We start from the raw sequence: 23,376 nt of genomic DNA, 5'->3' as shown, positions 1-23,376 counted from the left end.
CTTATGCGATTCCATCCAGATCAGCGCGCTGTGTGCGGCTGAACGGCTTACCAATCAGCCCGCTAAACTCGATGAACAGGGCGAGCAAAGCTCCAATTCCCAATCCAAGAATGCTTCCGCCAAAAAGCCCGGCAATCATCAACACCACCCTGCCGGGGCCGTCGGCCTTGAGAGGTGGAACGGCTGCGGAGATAATTCTGATATTGCTTTGCAGCAGGTTTTGTTCTTCGTGAATTTCCGTCGCACGCTTCAAGGCGGTACTATAGATTTCACTGGTGACGGACGCTTTTCGCTCCAGTTCCTTGAGTTTGACGGTCTCCGGAGAACTGGTGGACTGCAGCGCTTTTTGAACCGTCAGTTCTTTCTTGATGGCATTTTCGGCGTTCAAAGCCTGTTGGTACTGATCCTTCGCATTGGCGCCAACACGGCCCAATTCATTTCGGATCTGCCCCTTGATGGCATCGAGGGATGCTTGAGCAGCAAGCAGCGAAGGATGGCGCGCCCCCAGATTGCTTGCAAGGCTCTCAACGATCGAGGATTGCTTGGAATACTCACTGCGTAGGTCGCCCAGTGTTCTTGAGCCGACGTCATCCACCATGGCACCCGAAACGATATCGTTGACGTCGACCCTCGTGGCCGCGTCGTATTTTGCCTTGGCAGAGATCGTGGTTTTTTGAGCTTGAACGAGAAGCTCGTTCAATGAAGTCAAACGTTTGTCGGAGATCAGATCGCCGCCCGCCTCGACGAGGTCGTTTTGAGAACGGTAGTCCTCAACCTCGCGCTCGACCTGTTGCGCCGCCTGGCCAAGTTCCGTCAAGCGCGAGCTAAGGGCGGAGTTGGCGGTCGTGTATTTCTCCAGCGCCATCGCATTCATCTCATCCTTGAACGCCGACACCACTGCGTTGGCGATCGTAGACGCCTTAACGGCATCGGATGAGATGACTTTAACGCTCGTCACATAGGTGTTGTCCTCGCGTTTCACCAGTATTGCGGATTGCAATGTCCTGGCCGCAAGATGCCGGTCATCCATGCCTTCAACACTCTTGGAAGGCGCAAATTCCGCGTCTTTATCGAGATGCAGCTGATCGACAACCGTCAACAGGACATTATCGGACATGATGATCATGCTCTGACTGTCGATAATGGCGGATATGACCTGTGGGGAGGGTGAAGAGTTCTTGTCGTTTTCGTCGGTGACCCGGATCTGAGTTGGGTCAAAATAGATGACAGCTGTCGCACCGTATTTCTTGCCAAGAAGCAGAGTTGCAGCACCAAGCGCGATCGCGCAGACAACAACGGCTATCGCCACCATCTTGCGATGATCCCAGACAATTCGCAGTATGGTGGCCAGATCGATAATTGGCACATTTGGGCTCAGGTGGCTCGGGGAATGTACTGTCGTGTGATTATCCGAAGGCGATGCGTCCTGTGCTGAATTCGCCCCCTGTGGCGCGTCGAGGTTGGACCTCGTTTCGGCTGCAGCTGGCGCGCCGTCCTCGGGCAGCGCGTCCACGGCTTCGCGGGGCTCTGCGCGAGACATAGCCCTGGACTGTGGCCGCCGTTGCGGGGCAACACCCCGTTCGGCGAGCCATCTCGCAGCCATTGGCTTCTTCATGTCTTCGGATTGCATAACACGCCACATCTTTGGCTAAGAAATTCAAACATTAGCGATGACGCTATAATCTTATGGTTAATAAACTATGCATTCACGGTCGCAGGCTGGGATCAATGCCCTGGGCAATCCGGCCCATCCGGGCGGTGTTTGCCCATCGAATCAACCAGTGCTGTCAACTGCGGTTTGTCGCCATCGCCTTGTGGTTGAATATTCAGCGGTTCGCTTGGCGGCCACCAATCGCCCGCAGCCCAATAGGTAAAACCGAGCCACGTGTCGGCATTTGCGCGAAGGTGGTCAACGATGCGCGACAATGCCTGTGTGCATTCCGGTGCGGACGAAACGCCAATTTCGCCAATCATGCCTCTGAAGCCGTTCTCTTTGAGCCAGACCGTCGCATTCTTGATGGCCTGTTCAGCACCTTCGCTGTTTGAACACTCTTCATGGGTCCCGGATGAATCGACATCGAGATATTGATGAAATTCAATTGCGAAATTGTTGTCCGGGTCCAAGACACCTTTGATGACGTCGCTATTGGATCCCTGACCAAAATCTTCGGTCCAACTCGAAGCACCGCTCCAATGTGTCCCAGGCACCAGAATAAGGTTATGAGCATTGACCCGCCGGATGCCCTGGATGGCTCCGTTTGCTGCATCCAGCCAATCTTTTGCACCGATATCATAAGGTTCGTTCATGAGACCAAAGATCACGCCGTGGTCGTCAGCAAAATTGACCGCAAGTCTGATCCAGAAATCGGCCAACTGACGCGCGGGCAGTTCTTTTGAGCCAATGCGGAGATCTCCGTAATAGCCGAAATTGTGCGGATCCAGGATGACTCTGAAACCTTGCGCCCGGAGACCCTCGACGGAGGATGTCAGTCTTTGCAGTTCCAGGACATCAAGATCACTTCCGAGCGTCGGTTGCAGACGCTCCCATCTGAACGGAAGCCTGATCGTATCGAAACCCTTTTTAGCAAAATAGGTTGTCGTCGCCGGCGTCGGATAGAAAAAATTGGTACCTTCAATTCCATTCACATCGCCATATTCGGCGCCTGAGAGATTGACGCCGCGAAAGCAAAGCCGATCGTCGTCCCCTGCGGCCAGAGCAGCCCCTTGAATGCTCAGGCAACACGCCAGAATGGCGAATATGGGTGCTTTCATTCGTCGTTCCTCAAGAGCCGGTCGGATGGTCAAGCTTGGCGCTGTTACTGGGAACGGTGAGGCGTGCTGATCTCTTTGGTGTCCGACCGCTCAAGTATCGCTCGACTGGCAGTTCGAAGAACAGATGAACCAGCCCTCCGATGACGCAGGAGAGGAGGATCATTGAGATCACCAGGAAATATTCGTCATGGAAAAGACCGCCGGGTAGGTGGCTATAGGCCATCCGGCAACCGGCCAGCACGAAGATGTGGGTCAGATAAATACTGTAGGACGCATCTCCCAGAAAACGCAGGCCCCGAAGCTCACGATATTTCGCGAAATCGATCGACGTCATGGCAAAGACGATAATGATGGCCGGCACACCAATGGTCAAAAGGCGATCATAAGGCAGTTCCAGAAAATCAAATAGCAACAGCGCGGCTGTTGAGACAATGGTCAGCGCAACTGCCGTACCCGTGCCGATGCGATACCGCGCCAAGTGGAAATGTCCGATGACCGCCCCTGCCGCAAATTCGAAAACAATCAGGTTACCGTAAAAGATTGTCGCTGTGTTTTGCACGGGCGACAGCAAACATAGCGTAACAATCGCTGCAAGCAGGGCTACGAGCAGAACGAGCCGTAACGACTGCTTGAAGAGCAAAAGCGCTCCAAACAGGAAATAGAAATACATTTCATAATTCAGCGTCCAGCCCGGCACAATCAGCGGCATGATCATTTTGCCTTCAGGATCTGCAGGATTGACCCAAGGGAGGAAAGCGAGTGACGCAGCGATGTGCGGAAGATCAAAGACCGTCGACTTCAGGATCTGCGGAAGTGCTAATGCCACCAATGCAGCAGCAATGGTCACGGCCCAATAGAGCGGCACAATTCGCCTGATACGCTTGCCGTAAAACTCAAGCGTGGTGACCGGCTTGCCATGGGTCGTAATCCACATGACGAACCCGCTCAGTACAAAGAAGACGTCAACGCCACTTTGGCCAAACAAGGCTGCGCCCAAAGGCGCCGAAGGATCCATGACACGAAGCTGAAGTATCGCATGGAAGTAAACGACCAACAGTGCGGCAATCGCCCGTAAATATTGAAGCTGAACGAGCACGACTGCGGGTCTCCTGTCCCAATTGCTCCAGCAACGTGCGCTTATCGAGATTGCACCGCTATCCGGGATTTCCGCTGGCCAACAGGGTCGGTGATATAGCCGTTGTCGGGCTGGAACTCACCAAATTTCCCCACCTCGGAAACTTTCATGTAGCCTATCAAGAACCACATCAATGCGGCGACCTTGATGGAAAACACCGCGTTTCCGCCAATCATCATGTTCATAAAAAAGAAAATAGAAAGTGAATATGCAGCGCGTCTTTGCGGGGCAGTTCTGCCAGCGGGATAGAAGGATATGAATAGCCAGAGAACGATAAGTCCGAAGATCGTGCCAGCGTTCACCACATAGGCGTAGCCGCTATCGGCCAGTCCAGCGACGATGGCGACATCGAGCCCCATCAGCGAGTTGAAACTGATTTTTTCGAGTGTCTTGATCGTCAAGACGACGCGGCCGTTGATCGTGTCACCGGATGCATCCGGGAATAGAAAGAACACCAGTATCCCGGCGATAATAATCGCCGGCATGATCAGGGCGGTCAACGAGGTATTCAGTTTCGGGAAAATGAAGTAGCCAAGCAAGCAGAGCGCCGAGAATATCAGCATGGTTCTGGAATCATTGGTAGTGACGATCGCGACAATCGCGAAGATGAAAAGGACACGCTCCCACTTCCTGAGTTCCGTGAACATCGCCATGAGGTATACGATCAGGACGCCGGAAAAATTGGCGAGCGAGACCTGCTCCAGGAATACCGAAGACGTCCGGTGATCGCTGATACCGAATGTGAACCGGCCCGGTATTTTCTGGGCATTCTGGAACAGCTTGGACCCGCCAAACGAAATCTGTTCGAGGCCTCTCGTATTCTCGAAATAGGATGCGGGATTGAAGATATTTTCATAAAGTTTGGTATCGACGATCTCGATCAACAAGACCGCGAGAACGACAATGCAGGCAACCCTGAAAGTCAGGATGATCGTACGTCGGTTGGCCCACGTTCCCATCATCGAGAAGATGGAAATGATCACCATGCTTCTGAGATACTCGACGAAAACGGCTCCATTGGCGACCATGACATAGGCGGCGACAAGGACATTGAAGCCCAGAAAAATCAAGACCGGAAGATCCTGGCTGAAGATGCCACGTGTCATGATATAAATCACACACATCAACAGAATGAGCATTTCCACAATGGCAACATGCGAGAAGCCGAGCGGCATGATCATATTGTTGATGATCGCCAGCACGCCGTTATAGAACACAGACGGCAGCAGCAAAGTCATGATGATCGGATTTCGGTCCGGTCCGACCGCATCGCTGCTTTGCCCCATGCGCGCGCTCACCATCTCATTCATAAGGATACCTTGCTCAAATTCCTGCCAGCAAGAAAGCACGGCAAGCCTGCATCAACATTGTGTAGCATCTCGCGATGTTTCAGCAATGTGAAGGCGAAGACCAAGCCCAAAAATGCGAGATGAGCTATGATCGTTTTTTCGCGTATCGTAAACTCGAAGTTCGGATCTCTTCATGTCAAACGCTCGCATTCTTCCATTCAACTCGATGACATGAAACCGGTGGTCCGTATGTTGCCGTCCATTGATCACTAAAGGGCTACCAGAGGCAGCTTTCATCGCCCTCAGCGCGCGACCGGTGGCCAATCTCATTCCCACCACAACACCATCACCAAACTGTATTTAAACTGTCGTTCTCCTGTCATGTGGAAGCCGCATATGCGCCCCGACAAAGGAGTACGCTATGTCACGTCAATCGCTTGAACTGTCAGGAATTGGAAAGAGCTTCGGCGCCGAAACGGTCCTTACGGAGATAGACCTTCTTATAAAGCCAGGTGAATTCCTGTCCCTGGTCGGCATGTCGGGTTGTGGCAAGTCCACCTTGTTGCGGATCATAGCCGGACTCGAGAAGCCAGACCGCGGTACAGTGTCGATCGGTGACGATAACGTGACCGATACGGATCCGAGCGATCGTAACCTCGCGATGGTGTTCCAGTCCTATGCGCTTTATCCGCATATGAATGTCAGGCAGAATATTGCAACACCGCTCAGGATGCGACGCCTGTCGTTTTGGGCGAGGTTGCCGCTTTTCGGGCGACTGCTGGCCTCCCGCGACACCTTGACCGCCATTGATGCCGCGGTTCAACAGGCTGCGGAAACCCTTCACATCAGTCATCTTCTGGACCGCAAGCCCGCGCAGCTTTCCGGCGGCCAACGTCAACGCGTCGCTCTTGCCCGTGCTCTGGTGCGTGAGCCGGCAGCCTTCCTGATGGACGAACCGCTCTCGAACCTGGACGCCAAGCTGCGAGCCCATATGCGTGAGGAACTGACCGCGCTGCACCGCCGGCTCGGTGCAACCTTCATCTACGTAACCCACGATCAGATCGAAGCGATGACAATGTCCGACCGGGTCGCGCTCATGTCGAACGGGCGCATCGAGCAACTTGGCACGCCGGATGAACTCTACAAACGTCCGGCCACACTCACCGTTGCACGCTTTATCGGCACGCCCTCAATCAATTTGTTGCCAGTCGAAATCAACGCACAGGGACGGATCTCGGCCTTCGGTCAGGATCTCGGACTTGAGACGGATGCGCAGAATGCGGGCCCCGCAACGCTGGGGCTGAGAGCCGAAGATGTGGGGCCGCAGGCGAAGGGCCTCGCCGCGCGGATACTGCACGCAGAAACGCATGGCGCTGACCGCTTCGTCACCTGCCACCTTCTGGAAGACGAAACGGTGCGCATGACAATGCGGCAGCCGGCTGACGAGGCAATCGGCGCCGATGCCGACGGCATTATACGTATCGGCTTCAAGCATGAGCGGGTGCATTTGTTCGCAGCCGATGAACGTCGTCTTGATGTCTCCATCCGTGAGTGGCTGGCGGCATGACTGCGATCGATTTTCAAACAGGTGCAAACCTGAAAGCGAAGTCAAGCTCAGCCGGCAAAGAGCATCGTATGATGCGGCGTGCGCTTCTTTTCGTAGCCCCCGCAACCCTTCTGTTGCTTGCGATCTACATCATACCGATGATTGTGCTCGCCTGCTTCTCGGTGACAGATTACCAGCTAGGCGCATTGTCGACCCACTTCGTCGGACTGGATAATTTCATCAAGGCTTTCAACGACCCGGTATTTCGGCGCGCGCTTGCAAACACCATTCTCTATGCCATCATCGTCATACCGTTCGGGGTATTTCTGGCGCTCGGTGTGGCGCTTCTGGTTTATAACCGCAAACGCAGCCGTGCCTTTTGGGAAGTAGCCTACTTCCTGCCGGTGACAGCCACCTTGGTCGCCATGGCCACGGTCTGGCAGTTCCTGCTTCATCCTTCGCTGGGACCTGTGAATGCGGCGATCAAGGCTTTCGGCTTTGAACCTGTGGCATTCCTGTCTAATCCCACGCTCCTTATTCCAACCATGGCGATGATCGGGATCTGGCAGATTCTGGGCTTCAATATGGTACTCTTCCTGGCAGGTCTCACTGCAATCCCAAAGGACCTGCAGGAGGCAGCCCGGCTTGATGGCGCAAAAAATCCGATAGACCGCTTTTTCACCGTGACATGGCCGATGCTCGGACCAACGACGATGTTCGTGGTTGTGACAACCTCCATCTCGGCCTTCAAGGTGTTCGAAACGGTGGCCGTTCTGACCAAGGGCCGCTCAGGTTCGGAAACTCTGCTGTTCGACCTATACCTGGAGGGCTTCGAATATTCCAACACCGGTTATGCCGCAGCGCTGACACTGGTTTTCCTGGCTTTCGTGCTGGTGCTCTCCATCGGGCAAACGCTGCATATGGACCGAAAGGTGCATTACTGATGAAAGCACTTCGCAGATACCTGCCGCATCTTGTACTGTCGCTCGGCGCTGTCGTGATGCTCTTGCCATTCTACTGGATGGCGCTGACGTCGATCCGCTCTCCTGCCGAGATCTTCGATGTTTCGCTCTGGCCAATTCCGGAGAAATTCGACGCCGCCGAAAACTATGGACATGCGGTCAGCCAGGCTCCGATGGGTCGGTTCATGCTGAACGGCGTCATCGTGTGCCTGGGCATTCTCTTGGTGCAGATATTGACGGCGGTGCCCGCAGCCTATGCCTTGGCGAAGCTGAAGTTTCCGGGCCGCCGGCTACTGCTGACGCTGGTAATCGCAGCACTTTGCATTCCCATGCAGGCTCTCGCACTCCCCCTGTTTGTGGGCCTGGCAAAGGTGGGGTTACTCAACACCTATATCGCCATGATGGCCCCCTTCTTCCTGTCGGTGTTTGCGATCTTCCTCTTCCACCAGTCCTTCCGTAGCTACCCCGACGAAGTGATCGAGGCGGCGCGGATGGACGGGTTTTCCGAGCTTGAGATCTGCTGGGGCCTTGTGCTGCGCGGATCGCTTCCGTCGGCCGCAGCCTTTGCCGTGTTCTCACTGGTCGCTCACTGGAACGATCTCTACTGGCCGATGATCGTCGTATCCGACACCAATCTCGCACCGCCGCCACTCGGCATGCTGTATTTCTCGGATGTCGAATCCGGCGCGAATTACGGCGCACTGATGGCCGGTGCGGCGATTATCACAGCCCCCATGGTGGCCTGTTTCCTCGTTGCCCGACGTCACTTCATCGCGGGCATCACCATGACCGGGGTCAAATGACGCCGGTCGCTCCTCCCCCCTGACTGAAACCTTGCTGGAGACTAACATGAACATCACAAGACGGACTGCCGTGAGCGGTCTGGCCATTGGTCTTGCCTTCGCCGGCCTCGTTCGACCCACCTTTGCGCAGGACGAAGTGACGCTCAACGTCCTTTACAACCTTCCGGGCTTCACGAAATTTCATCAACCTCTCGCCGATGAGTTCATGAAGAACAATCCTGATGTGAAGATCAACTTCCTGGCACCGGCAGCCGGCTATAACGAAGGCCAGCAGCAGGTTCTGCGCGCCGCCGTTACCGGCAATCTACCGGACGTCTATTTCTCTGGCTATAATCTGACCGCCGAACTGGTTCACACTCTGCAACCCCGTCAACAGATTACCGACCTCGCGCCCTTCATCGAAGCGGAAGGTGGACAGGCCTTTATCGACAAGAACTACAGCCCGAAGATGGCCGCCCTTGGCCAGATCGACGGCAAGCAATACGGCCTGCCGGTCAACGCGTCTTCCCCTATCATGTATGTCAATGCTGATCTGGTGACGAAGGCTGGCGGCGATCCGGACAATATGCCCAAGACCTTTGCTGGCCTGATTGAACTCGCGAGCAAGATCCATGCGCTCGATCCGAAGATCGCCGGCATGGGCTATGACATCAATGGCTGGCCTGACGACTGGCTGTGGCAGGCGCTGGTATTCGAACAGGGCGGCAAGCTCGTGGACGATGCCACCAAGACCGTCGCCTTTGATAACGAAATCGGCTTGAATGCTTTGAAGCTTACCCGTCAATTTGTAACCGACGGTGGCCAAACCCTGCTCGACTGGGATCAGTCACGCCAGCAATTCGGCGCTGGTCTGACCGGCTTCATTTTCTCGACGCCTGCTCACGTTCAAACCATAGAAGGTCTGGTCGGTGATCGCTTCACGCTGAAGACAGCAACCTTCCCGCTCGACAATGCGGAAAAGGGTGGCGTACCGACAGGTGGAAACTCGGCTGTCATCCTGACCCAGGACAAGGCCAAGCAGGATGCTGCCTGGAAGTACCTGAAGTGGATCACAGGACCAGAAGCGCAGAATGTTATCGTTCGCATTACCGGCTACCTGCCGACCAACAAGCTTGCGACCGGCCCCGACTATCTTGAGGCCTATTATGTCGACCATCCGAATGTGAAGACGGCCTCCCTCCAGGCCGATCGCTCGCTTCCTTGGGCTGGATATCCAGGTGGCGACAGCGTCCGCATCTGGCGCACCCAGCGCGACATCATCGGGACCGTCATGCGCGGCGAAGTGACGCCTGAAGAAGGGCTCAAGCAGATGGTCGAGCAGACCAACGCTCTGATGAAATAATCGGCGCTTGTGCAAACAACGGCTGCGGTGCTTCGGCTCCGCAGCTGATTAATGCTGAGAGAGACTGTAAATGAAGATTATCCAGCTGACAGACACGCACCTTATGCCGCCCGGTATCGTGGTGAACGGCGTCGACCCAGAGATGCAACTGCGTGCGGCAGTGACTGACATTCTCGAAAAACATGCCGATGCCGATCTGCTCGTTGTAACCGGCGACTTGTGCAATTACGGGGATCCCGAGGCCTATCAGCTTTTGGCGGATATTCTGACTCCGATTGCATTCGAAATCCGTTTGATGTTGGGCAATCACGACAAGAGACCGCAATTTATCGCCGCATTTCCGCAGCAGCCCCGCGACGACAAGGGCTATATCCAGTCCTTCCTCGACACCGAGTTTGGCAGGCTCCTGTTCCTCGACAGTCACGAGGAAAATGTCATTGGTGGCATCTACGGTGCCGACCGCCTGGAATGGTTGGATGCTGCACTTGAAGGCGCTGGCAAAAAGCCTGTGACCATCTTCATCCACCATCCGCCGATCGATCCGGGTATCGCCCATTTCGACCGCATAGGAATGCACGACGAAGGTGCAATCATGGAACGCCTGATCAAGCACCAAGGCGGCGTCAGGCATATCGTCTTCGGTCACATCCATGTCCCGCTCACAGGCACCACTGCAGAAGGCATCGCCTACAGCTCCGGCCAGGCAACAGGACACCGATTTGTAACCGATCTGGAGGATCCTGCCCCCTGGTGGACCGGCGGCCACCCTTGCTACCGAATCATCCAGATCGATGACCAAGGCTTCCGCGCCTATGGCGTCGAAGTGGGACAATCCCGGACAGACCGCGCACCGATTTGTGAGGGACCGTAGGTACCAATTCTAGAGAGGCAGACAACAAGCACTTTGCATCATTCTGCAAACTCCGATCGCTGGCCCGCTAGCGTTGCGGAGCGGATTCATGCCAAGGTTGCGGGCCGACGCTTACCCTTCCAATAGTTCCCGAATTTTCAACTGAGCTTAAGTCAATAAGCGAGGTATATGTAATGAAACGAGTATAAAAAATCTGCTGTCAGCAGGGATGTCAGGTATTTTTGTGAGCAGTGACAGAACTCCAACACTCTCGGAACGGACTGTCAGAGCAGCGATGTGGACGACGGGAGGAAGGTTCTTCACGAAGGGGCTGGACTTAATCTCGCTTCTTATCCTTGCGCGTTTTCTGGGGCCGGAAGAGTTCGGGGTCGTTGCTATGGCGATGACAGCGGTTCTGATCGTTGAAACATTTTCCGAAATGCCCCTGTCGGCTGCACTGCTGAATTACCCCCTGCCCTCCGAGGCTATGTACGATACGGCCTTCTCAATTGGGTTGCTGCGCGCTGTCGCAATTGTCGCTACGCTTTGCGCTTTATCGTGGCCTCTGTCACTGCTGTATGATGAACCACGACTGATTGCGCTTCAATGTGCGCTGTCATTGGCTCCGGCGATGCGTGGCCTGGTTAGTCAAAGGCTGACGGAATATGCGCGCGCTTTGGACTTCCGGCGCGATGTGGCTCTTGAAGTTATGGCCAAGATTGGTTCTTTGGTGATCGCTTCGGCACTGGCTATTGCTACCGGAAGTTACTGGGCTATTGCCGTTGGCAAGATTTCAACCACGGCCATTGCCATGCTTGCGTCTTATGTTGTCGCGCCGCAACGCATTCGCTTCACTCTCTCCCAATGGCACCTGTTCGCTGATATGTTGGGCTGGTATGCAGCACGGCAGATCTTCGCGGCGATCAATTGGCAAGCTGACAAGGTAGTGCTACCGCACTTCGTCGATACCGCCACATTCGGTCAATTCACATGGGCTGACAACTTGATCTCCGTTCCCGCCCAAGCCATCATTCAACCGATTACACCGCCGCTGTTTTCGGCGTTCATCGTTGCACGTCAAGGGGGAAACCTTGGCAAGGTCTATCTGAAGGCCTCAAGTGGCGTATTCTCGGTCGTGGGCACTATCTTTTTATTGATGGCAATGCTGGCACACCCGATTATTCATCTTGTTCTCGGTCCCAATTGGAATGAAAGTGCTCACCTGGTTGGCCTTCGCCGCCTTCATCGGCTATGCGCCGACAGTTCTGCTACCGGCCCTTGCTATGGCCCTGAACCGTACGAGGATAGCCTTCGCAAAGCTCGCGATTGAATTCTGCGTGAAGGTGCCACTGATTATCGCTCTGACCATGACGATGCAATTGCAGGGTATGTTGATCGGCCACGCAATCTCGGCAGTATTGGGGTTTTTCATCACATTAATACTGGTGAAAGAGCTGACGCGACTCACCATACTGGCTCAACTGCAAAACCTGTTGCGTCCAATGGTTGCCATGATACCGATGGCTATCTTCCTCTACGCCGCATCAAATTTATTCGGCATCCACGACAGCGCCCTGTACACATTTGTCCATCTCTGCTGGACCTGCGGTGTCGCCATTCTCATATTCACCGCCTCGGATCTTGCCCTATGGAAACTTGCGGGCTCTCCGGACGGAAGCGAAGCTCTTGCTTTGAAAATGGTCAAAAAGAACATACGCCTTTAGAAACACGGTCAGTTTCCTATGGGAACGCCGTCTTGCCAAATGGACAATCTTCTGAACACTCGCAGCTAGCGCCCCAACCCGTTGTTGCCGTCCCTTCGAGCCTTCGGCTGGATACTCATATCTTTGAAAGTACTTTTTGGACTCATCGCGCAAACGGGTGCCCGCCCGCATTGGCTTTCCGCATCTGCACCCGATACAGATCGAACAGCTGTTGTCGCCACTTCTCCTGAGACAGAAACATTCCGTCGCGCCCTTGAAAGCCGCTCAAGCTCATTTTCGCTATTTTAGCATCGTCGACGGCCAGATTGGTTAGGGCTTGGGTCAATGCAGCGGTATCATAGGGATTGCAGGCAATACCTACCCCCTCGGCCAGAAGATCATCCCGTGTCGCCGCAAAATCGCTGATTACCACTGGAATACCGGAAGTAATGGCCTCATAGGCAACCAGGGAAAAAGTTTCGCGCGAACGGGTTGGAACGACAAGGCATCGCGCCTTGCTGGCCACCTGTTTCAATCCCTGACGATCTTTAAAACCGACCAGCCTGGCACCGGGATAGATTGCAGAAATCTCGCCTGCCAGTGCACCGTCGCCAACGAATGTCACGGGAACATTGGCGTTCCTTGCTGCCTCGGCAAGCAGGAGCACCCCCTTATCATGCTCGAGTCGGCCAACGAACACGAACTCGCTGTTTGTTTCAGCCTCAACCCGTTCATCCGACCAAGGCTCTACGACATTCCTCAAAACCTTGATCGAATCCTTCGAAATGCCACCACGCGTAAGCAGACCAACCATTCCTTCATGTACGGCCAGAACGGTGCCCGGTGATCGGGACAAGTCCATAAACAATCGTCGCTCGAGATCCCTGAAAATCCGCCAGACTTTCTCGGCGCGGGAGCGGCGATCACAGTCAGAGAAGATGCACGAAGCGGAATGAGGAACCAATGTGCAGGGCACACCTTTCCGAAAATTAAAGTAACCGCCATTGGGACAAGCGAGAAAATAATCGTGAGCGCTCAAGATCACCCGTTCCTTCACAAGCCGTAAAACCGAAAAGATCGAAGGGGATAGAATCTTGGACCAGTTGTGGACGTGGTAGAGCGTCTCTGGTGTGTCGTGGTTCTTGATGAGCGATTTGAGTTTTCGGGCCGCCGCCGCATTGTAAAGCCCCCTGACAGCGGCATTGGCGATGGAAGTGCTGCGTAGGTCGCTATCGCCAATAGGGTGGATTTCAATTCCCATATCGATCAAGTCTTGGTTTTGACCGGAGTCACCGCAGAAATAGGCGACTGCGATACCACTTTCAGCCAAGGCCTTTGCATTCTTGAGAGCGATGACAGAAGGGCCGTCCCGCGCCTCTGAGAGGTCGCTGATCACGACGACGCGGCGCGGCATATCGCAAGCACCGCCATCCCTATTCAGTCCCGTCATCGCGATCTCCCCATCATGATGCGCATTGATAAAATTACCGGCTCCACTGCCAGCCACATTTTTTGAATGCAGTCGGGCTGTGGACCCCATTGTTCTTCATTCATCGAATGCGAACTGCTCTTGATCAGTTCGGCACGCATCTCCCCTGATTGCGCCATCGCCCGGACGTGATTGATTGATTGCTGGGGGAGCGGATGGTGCCGCCATCAGTGCGGCATCGCCGCAAATTTCGGGCATGCCCATACAGTCTGAGGATATGACAGGGCAGCCCCGCGCCGTTGCCTTTACAACTGGTCGCCCAAATTCCTCAGTCAATGACGGATTTGTCGGGTTCCAATACAGCGCATGCTCATAACCGTTTCGCAAAACGGCGATCTGGCAGAAGGAAATCGGCAGATATCGCGCAAGCTGGCGAGCGGCTCGGAAACCCGTTGCAACCTTGGTGGCCCGACGAACCAACGACGGATGAAGGCTACTATATACAGTACGAAAACCGCGACTATAGCTCTCGGACGCCGACAAGACATTGGCGTCGTGGATGCAGACAACCCGCTCACTTTTGCGAGTCGGCACCACGTTGCAAAGATTCAAGAGTCTCTGCCCCATCGTCGCAAACGGGAGTTCGATCGGCTCCCCAGCGTAGTCGCTGAGCACTCCGGTTTCATTTATTCTAAGTCGCCGAAAACCAGCGTCGCCGACCGATTTTGGAGGTAGAACCGTTGATCCAATTGCGTCGTCAAACTGGTCAATCGCATTGACGATGTTGCGCGCATACCGTTGAACACGCGTTATGTTTTGCGTGACGTAGCGACCATTGACCACAAAAGGCAAATTCATATCATCGGCCTGCCTTTCGTAAGTGCGAATATGGACCCGGCTCGATTATGCGTCACGCTCTCCGCTACAATCTGTGATCCGAAGTCCGTCTATGACCTAAAAATTTCCTTGGAAGCATCCGGTAATGCCACAGCCCGACAAAACGAATTCACCGCATATTTATACGTAGCTACGCCCCATCGGCTGCAGGCCAGCCAATCTCAATTTCAATTTGAACACTATGGACTTGTCGGCGTTCTTGATAGTTGTCGCATTTGGCGAGAGTTACTCAAAAAGGCGTATCAACTGTTCAACTTTAAGGTCTGTAACGACCCGATCTCATCTTCTCGACCGGAATATTGCGCCGAGTTCGCAACCTATTTGCCATCAGCAGCCGATCATTGTCTGCTTATAGATGTCACGGTGATCTTAACCTGAGATCCCAACTATATCCGGCGCTATGGCCGGACGATCGCTTTGATAAGCCCGCTGCGGTCCGAGGCGAGCGCCGAGAAGCGATCAGGCAGATCAGAGATTGGAAGTTCGGTTGACAAAAGCTTGTCTGTGTCGATCTGGCCGCTGCGGATCGCTGCCATTACGTGTTCGAAGTCACCCTTGAGCGCGTTTCTACTGCCGATGATTCGAGCCTCGCGCTTGTGAAACTCGGCATCGTTGAAGCTGATGTCGTCCTTGACCACCGAGACGAGGACGTAAGTTGCCCCGTGTGCCAGAAGCGGAAAACCTGCCTCTATGGCGCGCGCTGTGCCAGTGGCATCAAAGATGAGATCGAAGCCGTCTGCGAGATCGCCTTCAAGCAGACTGGCTGGATCATCATGCAGCCGATCAAAGCCGAATTTGCTGGCCACCAGTTGCAGGCGTTCCTTGCTCAGGTCGAGAAGATGAATTTGCGCGCCAGCCAGACGAGCGAAAAGTGCGGTGCCAATGCCGATCGGCCCCGTACCCGTGATGAGAACTCTGTCTCCTTCTGTAATGCCTGAACGCGACACAGCATGCGCACCAATCGCCAGGAACTCGACCATCGCCGCCTGAACGTCAGTCAGGCCTTGCGCAGAATAAAGATTGGTCTCAGGCACTGCGATGCGTGCGCACATGCCGCCGTCGCGGTGGACGCCAAGTACTTCGATCTTCATGCAGCAATTCGGCTTGCCGCGCAGGCAGGCACGGCAAGTCCCGCATGAAATATAGGGATTGATCACGACGATATCGCCTGCTGACATGCCCGCTGCATCAGAGACCAGACGGCCTCCCAGTTCGTGGCCGATAACACGGGGATAAGCGAGATAAGGATGTTTGCCCTCGAAGATATGATAATCCGTACCGCAGATCCCGACAGCGCAGATGTCGACCAGCGCCCAGCCGTCAGGTGCCTCCTGTGGAATGGCGGCTTCACGCAGTTCGAAACGCCCAGGTTCCACACAGGTACCGCACAGCATCGTTGCGCCGCGGTTGCTCACTTCCTGGTGACGGTTCATTGCACTTGTCCTGCGTTGCGGGGCGTCCAGTCCACTGGTAATTCGCCCTTGATGATCAAACTGAGAATGTCGTCCTTGGTGACTTCGTCTATGCGATGAGCGCCTACCTGGTGACCGCGGTTCATCACCACAACCCGGTCGCAAAGATCGAATACGTCATGCATGTCGTGGCTGACCAGAAAGATGCCGATTCCTTCGTCGCGGAGCTGACGGATCAGATCTGCGACCATCGCCGATTCCGACGGGCCGAGCGCCGCTGTCGGTTCGTCCATGATCAGTATCTTGGCATTGAAATAAAGCGCGCGCGCAATGGCAATCACCTGGCGCTGCCCACCAGACAGGCGCGACACAGCTTCACCAAGATTGCGAAAGTTAGGATTGAGACGCGCGAGCACCTTTTGTGCCTCGGAGAGCATACGTTTGTCGTCCAGATTGCCCCATCGGGTCTTCAACTCGCGACCGAGGAAGAGGTTTGCTGGCGCATCGAGGTGATCGGCAAGCGCCAGCGTCTGGTAGATTGTTTCAATGCCAAAGGTGCGTGCATCCTGTGGCGAGGCGAATTCGGCCTCTTTACCGCTGACGCTGATCCTGCCTTTGCTGGGTTTCATGGCGCCTGATAACATGCGCATGAGGCAGGATTTTCCGGCACCGTTGTGGCCGAGGACACCCACAACTTCGCCAGGGTAAAGAGTGAGGGAAACGCCGTTGACGGCATGAATGCCGCCAAAATGCTTTTCAATATCTATCATCTCAACCAGCGGCTTCATCGTCTTGTCCCGGTCTGTTTTTGAAAAGTCAAAAGTTGGGGCGATCACCTTTGACCGCCCCATCGCTCATTTTAGTAGAGGACGTTCTTGGCCTCATCAGTGTCGATATTGTCCTTGGTCACGAGGACGACACCCGTGTCGATCTGTGCGTCGACGCTCTTTCCTGCTGCCAGTGCCATGATCGCCTTCACGCCCTTTTCACCCATCTGGAAGGATCCCTGAACCAGAATGGCGTTCAGCGTACCGTCCTTGACGAAGTCTTGGAGGTCGGCATTGCCGTCAAAGCCGATGGCCGCAACCTGACCCGCCTTGCCTGCCTGCTTCAGAGCACGCCCCATTCCCACAGCTGTCGGTTCGTTGGCACCGAAAATGCCCTTGAGATCGGGATTGGCGGCGAGCACGTCGGTGGTCTGGTCAAGCGCCATCGCCATCTGCGACTTCGAGTAATATGGCCCGACGATTTCGAGCTTTGAACCGGCCTTGATCTGGTCGGTGAAGCAGCCGACGCGACCGATTTCCGACCCAACGCCTGCCACATAGGACATGATCGCGACTTTGCCTTCACCGCCGGTCAATTTGATCATTTCGTCGGCGGCCAGTTTGCCGGCGGCGCAATTGTCCGTCGAAAGCATGGCCTGATACGTGCCGTTGCCTGCATCAGACAGCGCTGAGTCGATGATGGTGACGGGAATGCCCGCCTCGTTGGCGCGCTTGACGGCGGGGACAAGTGCGTCCGGATCCGAGGGCGCGAGAACGATGCCGGCAACGCCACGATTGACGGCGTTGTCGACCATGTTCACTTCATCAGCGATGTCTGACTCGGCGGCTGGACCGTCAAAGGTCATGGTGAAATCGGACTGGCCCTCCAAAGCCGCCGTTGCCCCCTTGTTGACGTTCTGCCAGAAATTCGAGTTGGTTGTCTTGACGATAACGGCAATCTCGCCGGCAAAGGCCGATGTGACTGGAATCGCCGAAATGGCACTTGCTGCAAGCAATGCTGTAATAATGGTCTTCATGGTTTCCTCCCTTTAAGACACGACGACAGATGGCCTAAGCCTCACCTCCGGTTGCGCATTTGGTCGATAAAGACAGCCAAGATGACGACAAAGCCGATGATGATCTGTTGGATGAAGGCCGATACGCCGGACATGTTGAGCCCGTTGCGTAAGACCCCGATGATAAAGGCACCGATCATGGTGCCCGAGATGGCTCCGACACCACCCATGAGGGACGTGCCGCCAATGACCGCCGAAGCGATGGCGTTAAGTTCATACATCACGCCCTCATTCGGCTGGGCCGTGACGAGACGTGACATCAGGACATTGCCGGCAAGGCCGGCAAGAGCACCGGAAATGACATAGGCCGCAATCTTGGTGCGATCGACATTCACGCCGGACAGGAGTGCTGCCTCCTCGTTCGATCCAGTCGCGTAAATATGCCGGCCGAGTGCCCGTCGGCGCAGAAGAATGCCAGCGCCGATGGCAATGATCAGAAGAAGAATTGCCGGATAGGGTATGCCCGGGAAAATGACCTTTGACAGCCCGTTCGGCAGTTTTTCAACGTCGCGGAACAGGGCGCCGTTGCCCAGTACACCAAAGGCTTCGCCGAGCTGGGAAATCGGTGCAGCGCCAGTCAATTGCAATGCCGCTCCACGCGCGATCATCATCATGCCGAGTGTGGCCACGAAAGGCGTGATCCTCATTTTCGTAATTACCACGCCATTGATCAACCCGCACAGCGCGCCAACTCCGACGGCCGCGAGCATGGAAAGGGGCACCGGTACGCCGAGTTTGACCAGTAAGCCGGCAGCCGTTCCCGACAAGGCCAGCACTGAGCCTACGCTCAGATCGATCCCTCCGGTGATAATCACGATGGTCATACCGATACTGATCAGCCCGATGACCGAGGTTTGCAGAAGAATCGTCAGGCCATTATTGACCGACAGAAAGGCTGCATTTCCAAACGCAAAGATTCCGATCAGCAATGCCAGTGTGGCCAGTGCCGAAATCTGATGAAACGTGTCAGCGTTGAACTTGCCCAGCGCGCCGTGCGTGTGGGTCTCATCCGTTGCGACCGACATATGGCTCCTCCCACACGGTGCAAAATAATTAAGTGCAACGTGAAATGACGGGCTTGTCTTGTCAATTGTTTTTAATCATTCTCGACAATATGATAAATATACCAATATTGAATCTCATGGAGATAAGGCGGGATGGCGAGGACGGATGAGCGCTTTCGCGCAGCCTATAATCAGCTCCTCGATTTCTGCGATGACCTGAGTGTGGGCGATCAGCTGCCTGCGGAACTCACGCTTGCTGCTCATCTCGACGTGAGCCGTACCGTCGTTCGAGCGGCACTCGAGAGACTACAAAGCGAAGGCATTCTCAATTGGGACGGGCGGTCGAAATCGTTGCTGCGCGAAGCGAAAGCGACGGACAGGCTGGAGGTCAAATTCCAGCAAATTTCGCCCGAGGAATTGGAGCATCAATTTCTCAACTGGATCCTGCGCTTCGACGTGCCACCGCAAACGTCGCTGAACGTCACGGAACTCGCCCGCAAATTTGGCGTTCCGGCCCATGGTCTGCAGGAATTTCTAGCCTCCCTCAGTCGAATGGGGCTCGTGCGCAGGCGAGCCAAAGGCGGCTGGGAACTGGTCGGCTTTACCCGTGACTACGCGGTGGAACTGTCCGATTTTCGCATGATGATGGAGCTGAATGCGATCTCCCATTTGCTCGCTTTGCCGGATGAGCACGAGATATGGTCGCGACTGGCTGAACTGGAGGTCGCGCACCGAAAGCTCGCTGAAGAAATAGATGACCGGTATCACGACTTTTCGGTGCTCGACGAGCAGTTCCACACCGCCATCGGAAGCGTGGTCAAGAACCGCTTCGTGACCGAATTTCAGAAGGTCATCACTCTGATATTCCATTACCACTACCAGTGGGACAAGAAGGACGAGCGAGAGCGCAATCTGGCGGCCATCGGCGAGCATCTGGATTTGATAGAGGCTTTGAAGACACGAAGTGAAGACGCGGCGATGAAGGCCGCGCGCCATCACCTGACAACGTCAAAACAGACGCTCCTGTCGTCACTGCGCATCCATGCTCTGTCCTAGCATCGTCAACATCGATGCCCCTAGGTGACACTCAATCCTTGAGACTGTCGCGTAGCTCGCGTTCTGCACGTTCAAGGGCACTTGCATTCAACACTTTGCTCAGAAGAGCAATTGTCACCGCACGCATGCGCAGATTGTACCACCCGCTGGTCTGTTCGGTTGATGGCTGATAGACGTCGAGCTTTTCATAAAGGGTTTGCAGGCGGTTCTGCACACTGCGCAGCGACAGCTTCTTGCGCTGAGCTATCGCCTTGTCTGTGAGACCCAGCGCCAGATCGACGAGAATCTCGTATTCGGCATCACTTAAACCATGGGCATTGCCCAGGCTCTTTTGTTGTATGCCGCGAACTTCCCTGTCGATAACGCATTGGGATTCAATGAAGACGCTTCTCAGCGCAAGCCGCAACCGCTCATCCGAGGTCGATTTCAGCACATAGCCATAGGTCGCGCCTTCCGGAACGATACGCGACACACCGCGCACATAGGCTTCGTCGGCATAGTTGGACCAGAACAGGATCTTGGTGTCAGGCCTCTCCCGCCAGATGGTGCGCGCCGCCTCGATGCCGTTTCTCTCGCTCATCTGCAGATCCATCACGACATTGACGGAGCGCGACTGGCGGGCCTGAACTTCACCCCCTCGACCATTCTCAGCTTCGAGAACTGTTGAGCATTCGGGAAGGGCTGCACGCACTGCCTCGTTGAGATAGGAGCGGTGCAATGGGTCGTCTTCGACGATCAATACATCCATCATCAGATCTCCTGAACTTTCATTTTGATTTGCGGCAGCGTGATACTCACGACTGTGCCACCGCCCTTTGGATGGCATCCGATCTCGAAACTTGCAGAGATCAGACGCGCTCTGGTTTTCATATTGTCGATGCCATGGCTTGTGAGTTCATTCGGATTGGCGATCCCGACACCGTCGTCGATTACTTGAAAGATCAGGCGTTCGTTTTCACTGCGGCACTTTACGGTAATGGTCTGCGGCTGTCCGTGACGGATGGCATTATTGACCGCTTCCTGAACGACGCGGAAGATCGCGATTGTCACAGGCTGATCCAGGCCTTCTAATTGAGCGCGGCTCTCGTTGATGAGCCGCCAGGTGATCGCCTGACCGCTCTCCCCGATCGAGCGTTCGAGATGATTTTCGATGGCTTCAGCGAGGCCGAAGAGCTGCAAGACCGATGGCTTTGCCTCTTCGATGATTTGTCTCAGATCGTGCATGCAATGCTGCAACGTACGGAAAAGCGGCTCCAATGTCTCCCCGGGCACTTCTGGCTGGGAGGCCAGTCGCTCCATTCGGCGCGCAAGCCTTGTAAGATCGGCAAGCGTCTGATCGTGAAGGTCCATACCGATCCGCTGGCGTTCGGCCTCCAGTGCCTCGGTCAGCTTGAGCGCGCCGAGTCTTAGTCCCTCTTCACGCGCCCTGGCCTGCGCTTCGACGATGGCAGATTGCTTGGCTTGCTCGGCTGCCCGCAACGCGAAAAAATAGGGCGCAAGCAGATCGGCAATCGAGCGCGCTCGCGAAATATCTTCCATGGTATAAAGAGCGGACTGGAAGCTGGAACAGCTCAAGGCCCCGATGATATCGCCTTGCACCTTCAGCGGCACATGAAGGCGACTTTTCAGGCCCAGTTCAATGATCGGGCTCGAAAAGGCGCCGTCGAAGTGAAATCTTGGATCGGTGCAGGCATTGTCGGTAAGTAGATAATCGACCTCACCCGTCAGTACCGTACGGATAGGACTTCCCGACAGAAGCGCAGGCGGCTGCAGGCTCCAGGCGCTTTCCGGACCGCTTTCATAGGCATTGTGGTACTTGCCATCCACCCTCTTGATGCAAACATCGAGGTGGTCATGCGGAATGATATGGCTGATCTCGGCTGCAACGGCCTGAATGATCGAGTGGAACTCGAGTTGGCCGGCCAGCAGTCGCGAAATACCGAGATAGTGATCGAAAAGTGTATTCTGTTCCGGATTGAGCACGAGCGGACCTCCTCCCAGTCCTTCATTGCGCAATTAAGCGCTTCATTTTCGATACTGTCTTGCGGGAACCCGCATATCTTGCGCGCAAGACCGCAAACCGGTTGCTTGAATGCGCCTATACAATCCCGGTTTTCTTCTCCATCCTTTCGCAATCGAGCACAAGACGCTCGTTGAATGAGCATCTCCGGATGAGCCGTTGAGGAGCGGAATCGGGGAAGCATCTCTTGGGAGCTTTAGGGAGGAAATCATGACTATTTCTAAGATGCTGATCGCATCTGTTGCTGTCGCGTGCATCGCCGGGCCTGTCACGGCCCTTGCGGACACCTCCGGCAAGAAGATTGCTCTGTCCAATAATTATGCTGGTAATTCCTGGCGCCAGGCCATGCTGACGAGCTGGGATACAATTACCAAGAAAGCAGTTGCCGACGGCGTTGTCGCCGCAGCCGACCCATACACCACCGCAGAAAATCAGGCGACCGAGCAGGCTGCCCAGATCCAGAACATGATCCTGCAGGGCTATGATGCGATCGTTATCGACGCGGCTTCGCCGACAGCATTGAACGGTGCCGTCAAGGAAGCCTGCGATGCGGGCATTATCGTTGTGTCTTTCGACGGCATCGTCACCGAACCTTGCGCCTGGCGCATTGCGGTGGACTTCAAGGCCATGGGTGAAAGCCAGCTTGACTATCTCGCAAAGAAGATCCCCGACGGCGGTAATCTCCTGGAAATTCGCGGGCTTGCCGGTGTCTCGGTTGATGATGAGATCCATGCGGGTATCGAAGCGGGTGTGAAGAAGTACCCGCAGTTCAAGATTGCCGGCTCGGTCAATGGTGACTGGGCGCAGGATGTTGCCCAGCGTGCCGTTGCTGGCATTCTGCCGAGCCTTCCAGAGATCGCAGGCGTTGTGACCCAGGGCGGTGATGGTTATGGCGCAGCACAGGCCTTTGCCGCCGCTGATCGACCAACCCCAACGATCGTTCTCGGCAACCGCGACGACGAACTGCGTTGGTGGAAAGAGCAGAAGGACGCCAATGGTTATGAGACCATGTCGGTTTCGATTGCCCCCGGCGTTTCGACGCTCGCCTTCTGGGTTGCCCAGCAAATCCTCGATGGCAAGGATGTGAAGAAGGACCTCACCGTTCCATTCCTGCGTATCGATCAGGACAATCTTGAGGAAAATCTCGCCAACACCCAGAAGGGTGGCGTGGCGAATGTGGATTACACGCTCGAAGACACCCAAAAGGTCATCGACGCGGCGAAATAAGCCCACACCTCCCGACCGGGACGCCATGCCTCTTTGAGGATGGCGCCCCGGATTCCAATCTCGCCCCCACCAGAAATGTCGATGAT

General features: G+C 55.1%; 21 protein-coding genes and 1 pseudogene. 9 read left to right on the top strand and 13 right to left on the bottom strand.

What is annotated here, in order from left to right:
- Position 1: 1 nt before the first annotated feature.
- From ACWPM9_RS01555 to ACWPM9_RS01535, 5 genes and pseudogenes are all read right to left on the bottom strand, one after another.
- Entirely contained in the window at positions 2 to 1,126 is a 1,125-nt protein-coding gene (locus ACWPM9_RS01555; RefSeq protein ID WP_484757697.1) for a GumC family protein, read from the bottom strand.
- Positions 1,127 to 1,138: 12 nt separating this feature from the next.
- Positions 1,139 to 1,312: pseudogene (locus ACWPM9_RS01550) on the bottom strand (hypothetical protein); the annotation flags it as partial.
- Between the two features lie 413 nt (positions 1,313 to 1,725).
- Complete coding sequence (locus tag ACWPM9_RS01545; RefSeq protein ID WP_484756518.1) at positions 1,726 to 2,772, bottom strand: glycoside hydrolase family 5 protein; 1,047 nt, start codon at positions 2,770 to 2,772, stop codon at positions 1,726 to 1,728.
- A gap of 10 nt (positions 2,773 to 2,782) precedes the next feature.
- Complete coding sequence (locus tag ACWPM9_RS01540; protein ID WP_484756517.1) at positions 2,783 to 3,868, bottom strand: acyltransferase family protein; 1,086 nt, start codon at positions 3,866 to 3,868, stop codon at positions 2,783 to 2,785.
- A 41-nt stretch (positions 3,869 to 3,909) separates the two neighbouring features.
- The gene (locus tag ACWPM9_RS01535; RefSeq protein ID WP_484756516.1) at positions 3,910 to 5,145 is read right to left on the bottom strand and encodes a hypothetical protein; all 1,236 of its coding nucleotides are present in this window, start codon (positions 5,143 to 5,145) and stop codon (positions 3,910 to 3,912) included.
- 472 nt (positions 5,146 to 5,617) lie between these two features.
- Here ACWPM9_RS01535 and ACWPM9_RS01530 point away from each other — a divergent pair, with 472 nt between their 5' ends.
- From ACWPM9_RS01530 to ACWPM9_RS01500, 7 genes are all read left to right on the top strand, one after another.
- Positions 5,618 to 6,763 (top strand): ABC transporter ATP-binding protein, encoded by a 1,146-nt coding sequence (locus ACWPM9_RS01530; RefSeq protein ID WP_484756515.1) that lies wholly within the window; start codon positions 5,618 to 5,620, stop codon positions 6,761 to 6,763.
- Entirely contained in the window at positions 6,760 to 7,686 is a 927-nt protein-coding gene (locus tag ACWPM9_RS01525) for a carbohydrate ABC transporter permease (RefSeq protein WP_484756514.1), read from the top strand. Before ACWPM9_RS01530 ends, ACWPM9_RS01525 begins: the two co-directional genes overlap by 4 nt.
- Positions 7,686 to 8,507: a carbohydrate ABC transporter permease gene (locus ACWPM9_RS01520; RefSeq protein ID WP_484756513.1), complete on the top strand. Its 822-nt coding sequence runs from the start codon at positions 7,686 to 7,688 to the stop codon at positions 8,505 to 8,507. Before ACWPM9_RS01525 ends, ACWPM9_RS01520 begins: the two co-directional genes overlap by 1 nt.
- A gap of 46 nt (positions 8,508 to 8,553) precedes the next feature.
- Entirely contained in the window at positions 8,554 to 9,849 is a 1,296-nt protein-coding gene (locus tag ACWPM9_RS01515; RefSeq protein ID WP_484756512.1) for an ABC transporter substrate-binding protein, read from the top strand.
- Between the two features lie 70 nt (positions 9,850 to 9,919).
- On the top strand, positions 9,920 to 10,720 hold the full coding sequence (locus tag ACWPM9_RS01510; RefSeq protein ID WP_484756511.1) for a phosphodiesterase: 801 nt from the start codon (positions 9,920 to 9,922) through the stop codon (positions 10,718 to 10,720).
- A gap of 274 nt (positions 10,721 to 10,994) precedes the next feature.
- Complete coding sequence (locus ACWPM9_RS01505; RefSeq protein WP_484756510.1) at positions 10,995 to 12,029, top strand: oligosaccharide flippase family protein; 1,035 nt, start codon at positions 10,995 to 10,997, stop codon at positions 12,027 to 12,029.
- Between the two features lie 13 nt (positions 12,030 to 12,042).
- Complete coding sequence (locus tag ACWPM9_RS01500) at positions 12,043 to 12,423, top strand: hypothetical protein (RefSeq protein ID WP_484756509.1); 381 nt, start codon at positions 12,043 to 12,045, stop codon at positions 12,421 to 12,423.
- Between the two features lie 142 nt (positions 12,424 to 12,565).
- Here the strand turns inward: ACWPM9_RS01500 and ACWPM9_RS01495 are convergent, their stop codons facing one another.
- From ACWPM9_RS01495 to ACWPM9_RS01470, 6 genes are all read right to left on the bottom strand, one after another.
- Positions 12,566 to 13,852, bottom strand: coding sequence for a glycosyltransferase family 4 protein (locus ACWPM9_RS01495; RefSeq protein ID WP_484756508.1), 1,287 nt, complete (start codon positions 13,850 to 13,852; stop codon positions 12,566 to 12,568).
- Between the two features lie 96 nt (positions 13,853 to 13,948).
- Positions 13,949 to 14,689, bottom strand: coding sequence for a glycosyltransferase (locus ACWPM9_RS01490; protein ID WP_484756507.1), 741 nt, complete (start codon positions 14,687 to 14,689; stop codon positions 13,949 to 13,951).
- A 437-nt stretch (positions 14,690 to 15,126) separates the two neighbouring features.
- Positions 15,127 to 16,161: a zinc-binding alcohol dehydrogenase family protein gene (locus tag ACWPM9_RS01485; RefSeq protein WP_428188033.1), complete on the bottom strand. Its 1,035-nt coding sequence runs from the start codon at positions 16,159 to 16,161 to the stop codon at positions 15,127 to 15,129.
- A complete protein-coding gene (locus ACWPM9_RS01480) occupies positions 16,158 to 16,928 on the bottom strand; it encodes an ATP-binding cassette domain-containing protein (RefSeq protein WP_428188032.1) in 771 nt (256 codons plus the stop codon). The genes ACWPM9_RS01485 and ACWPM9_RS01480 overlap by 4 nt, the downstream gene beginning before the upstream one ends.
- Before the next feature lie 71 nt (positions 16,929 to 16,999).
- A complete protein-coding gene (locus ACWPM9_RS01475; protein WP_484756506.1) occupies positions 17,000 to 17,944 on the bottom strand; it encodes a substrate-binding domain-containing protein in 945 nt (314 codons plus the stop codon).
- A 41-nt stretch (positions 17,945 to 17,985) separates the two neighbouring features.
- Positions 17,986 to 19,008 (bottom strand): ABC transporter permease, encoded by a 1,023-nt coding sequence (locus ACWPM9_RS01470; RefSeq protein WP_484756505.1) that lies wholly within the window; start codon positions 19,006 to 19,008, stop codon positions 17,986 to 17,988.
- Positions 19,009 to 19,140: 132 nt separating this feature from the next.
- On the opposite strand from ACWPM9_RS01470, the gene ACWPM9_RS01465 reads away from it, so the two are divergent.
- Positions 19,141 to 20,043, top strand: coding sequence for a GntR family transcriptional regulator (locus ACWPM9_RS01465; protein ID WP_484756504.1), 903 nt, complete (start codon positions 19,141 to 19,143; stop codon positions 20,041 to 20,043).
- 31 nt (positions 20,044 to 20,074) lie between these two features.
- Here the strand turns inward: ACWPM9_RS01465 and ACWPM9_RS01460 are convergent, their stop codons facing one another.
- Complete coding sequence (locus ACWPM9_RS01460; RefSeq protein WP_428188301.1) at positions 20,075 to 20,791, bottom strand: response regulator; 717 nt, start codon at positions 20,789 to 20,791, stop codon at positions 20,075 to 20,077.
- 2 nt (positions 20,792 to 20,793) lie between these two features.
- On the bottom strand, positions 20,794 to 22,026 hold the full coding sequence (locus ACWPM9_RS01455; RefSeq protein ID WP_484757566.1) for a GAF domain-containing sensor histidine kinase: 1,233 nt from the start codon (positions 22,024 to 22,026) through the stop codon (positions 20,794 to 20,796).
- 247 nt (positions 22,027 to 22,273) lie between these two features.
- On the opposite strand from ACWPM9_RS01455, the gene ACWPM9_RS01450 reads away from it, so the two are divergent.
- A complete protein-coding gene (locus ACWPM9_RS01450; protein ID WP_428188027.1) occupies positions 22,274 to 23,290 on the top strand; it encodes an ABC transporter substrate-binding protein in 1,017 nt (338 codons plus the stop codon).
- The last annotated feature ends 86 nt before the right edge of the window (positions 23,291 to 23,376 follow it).

The organism is Agrobacterium sp. H141, from assembly GCF_057158725.1.
This window is presented reverse-complemented; position numbering and strand designations above follow the sequence as displayed.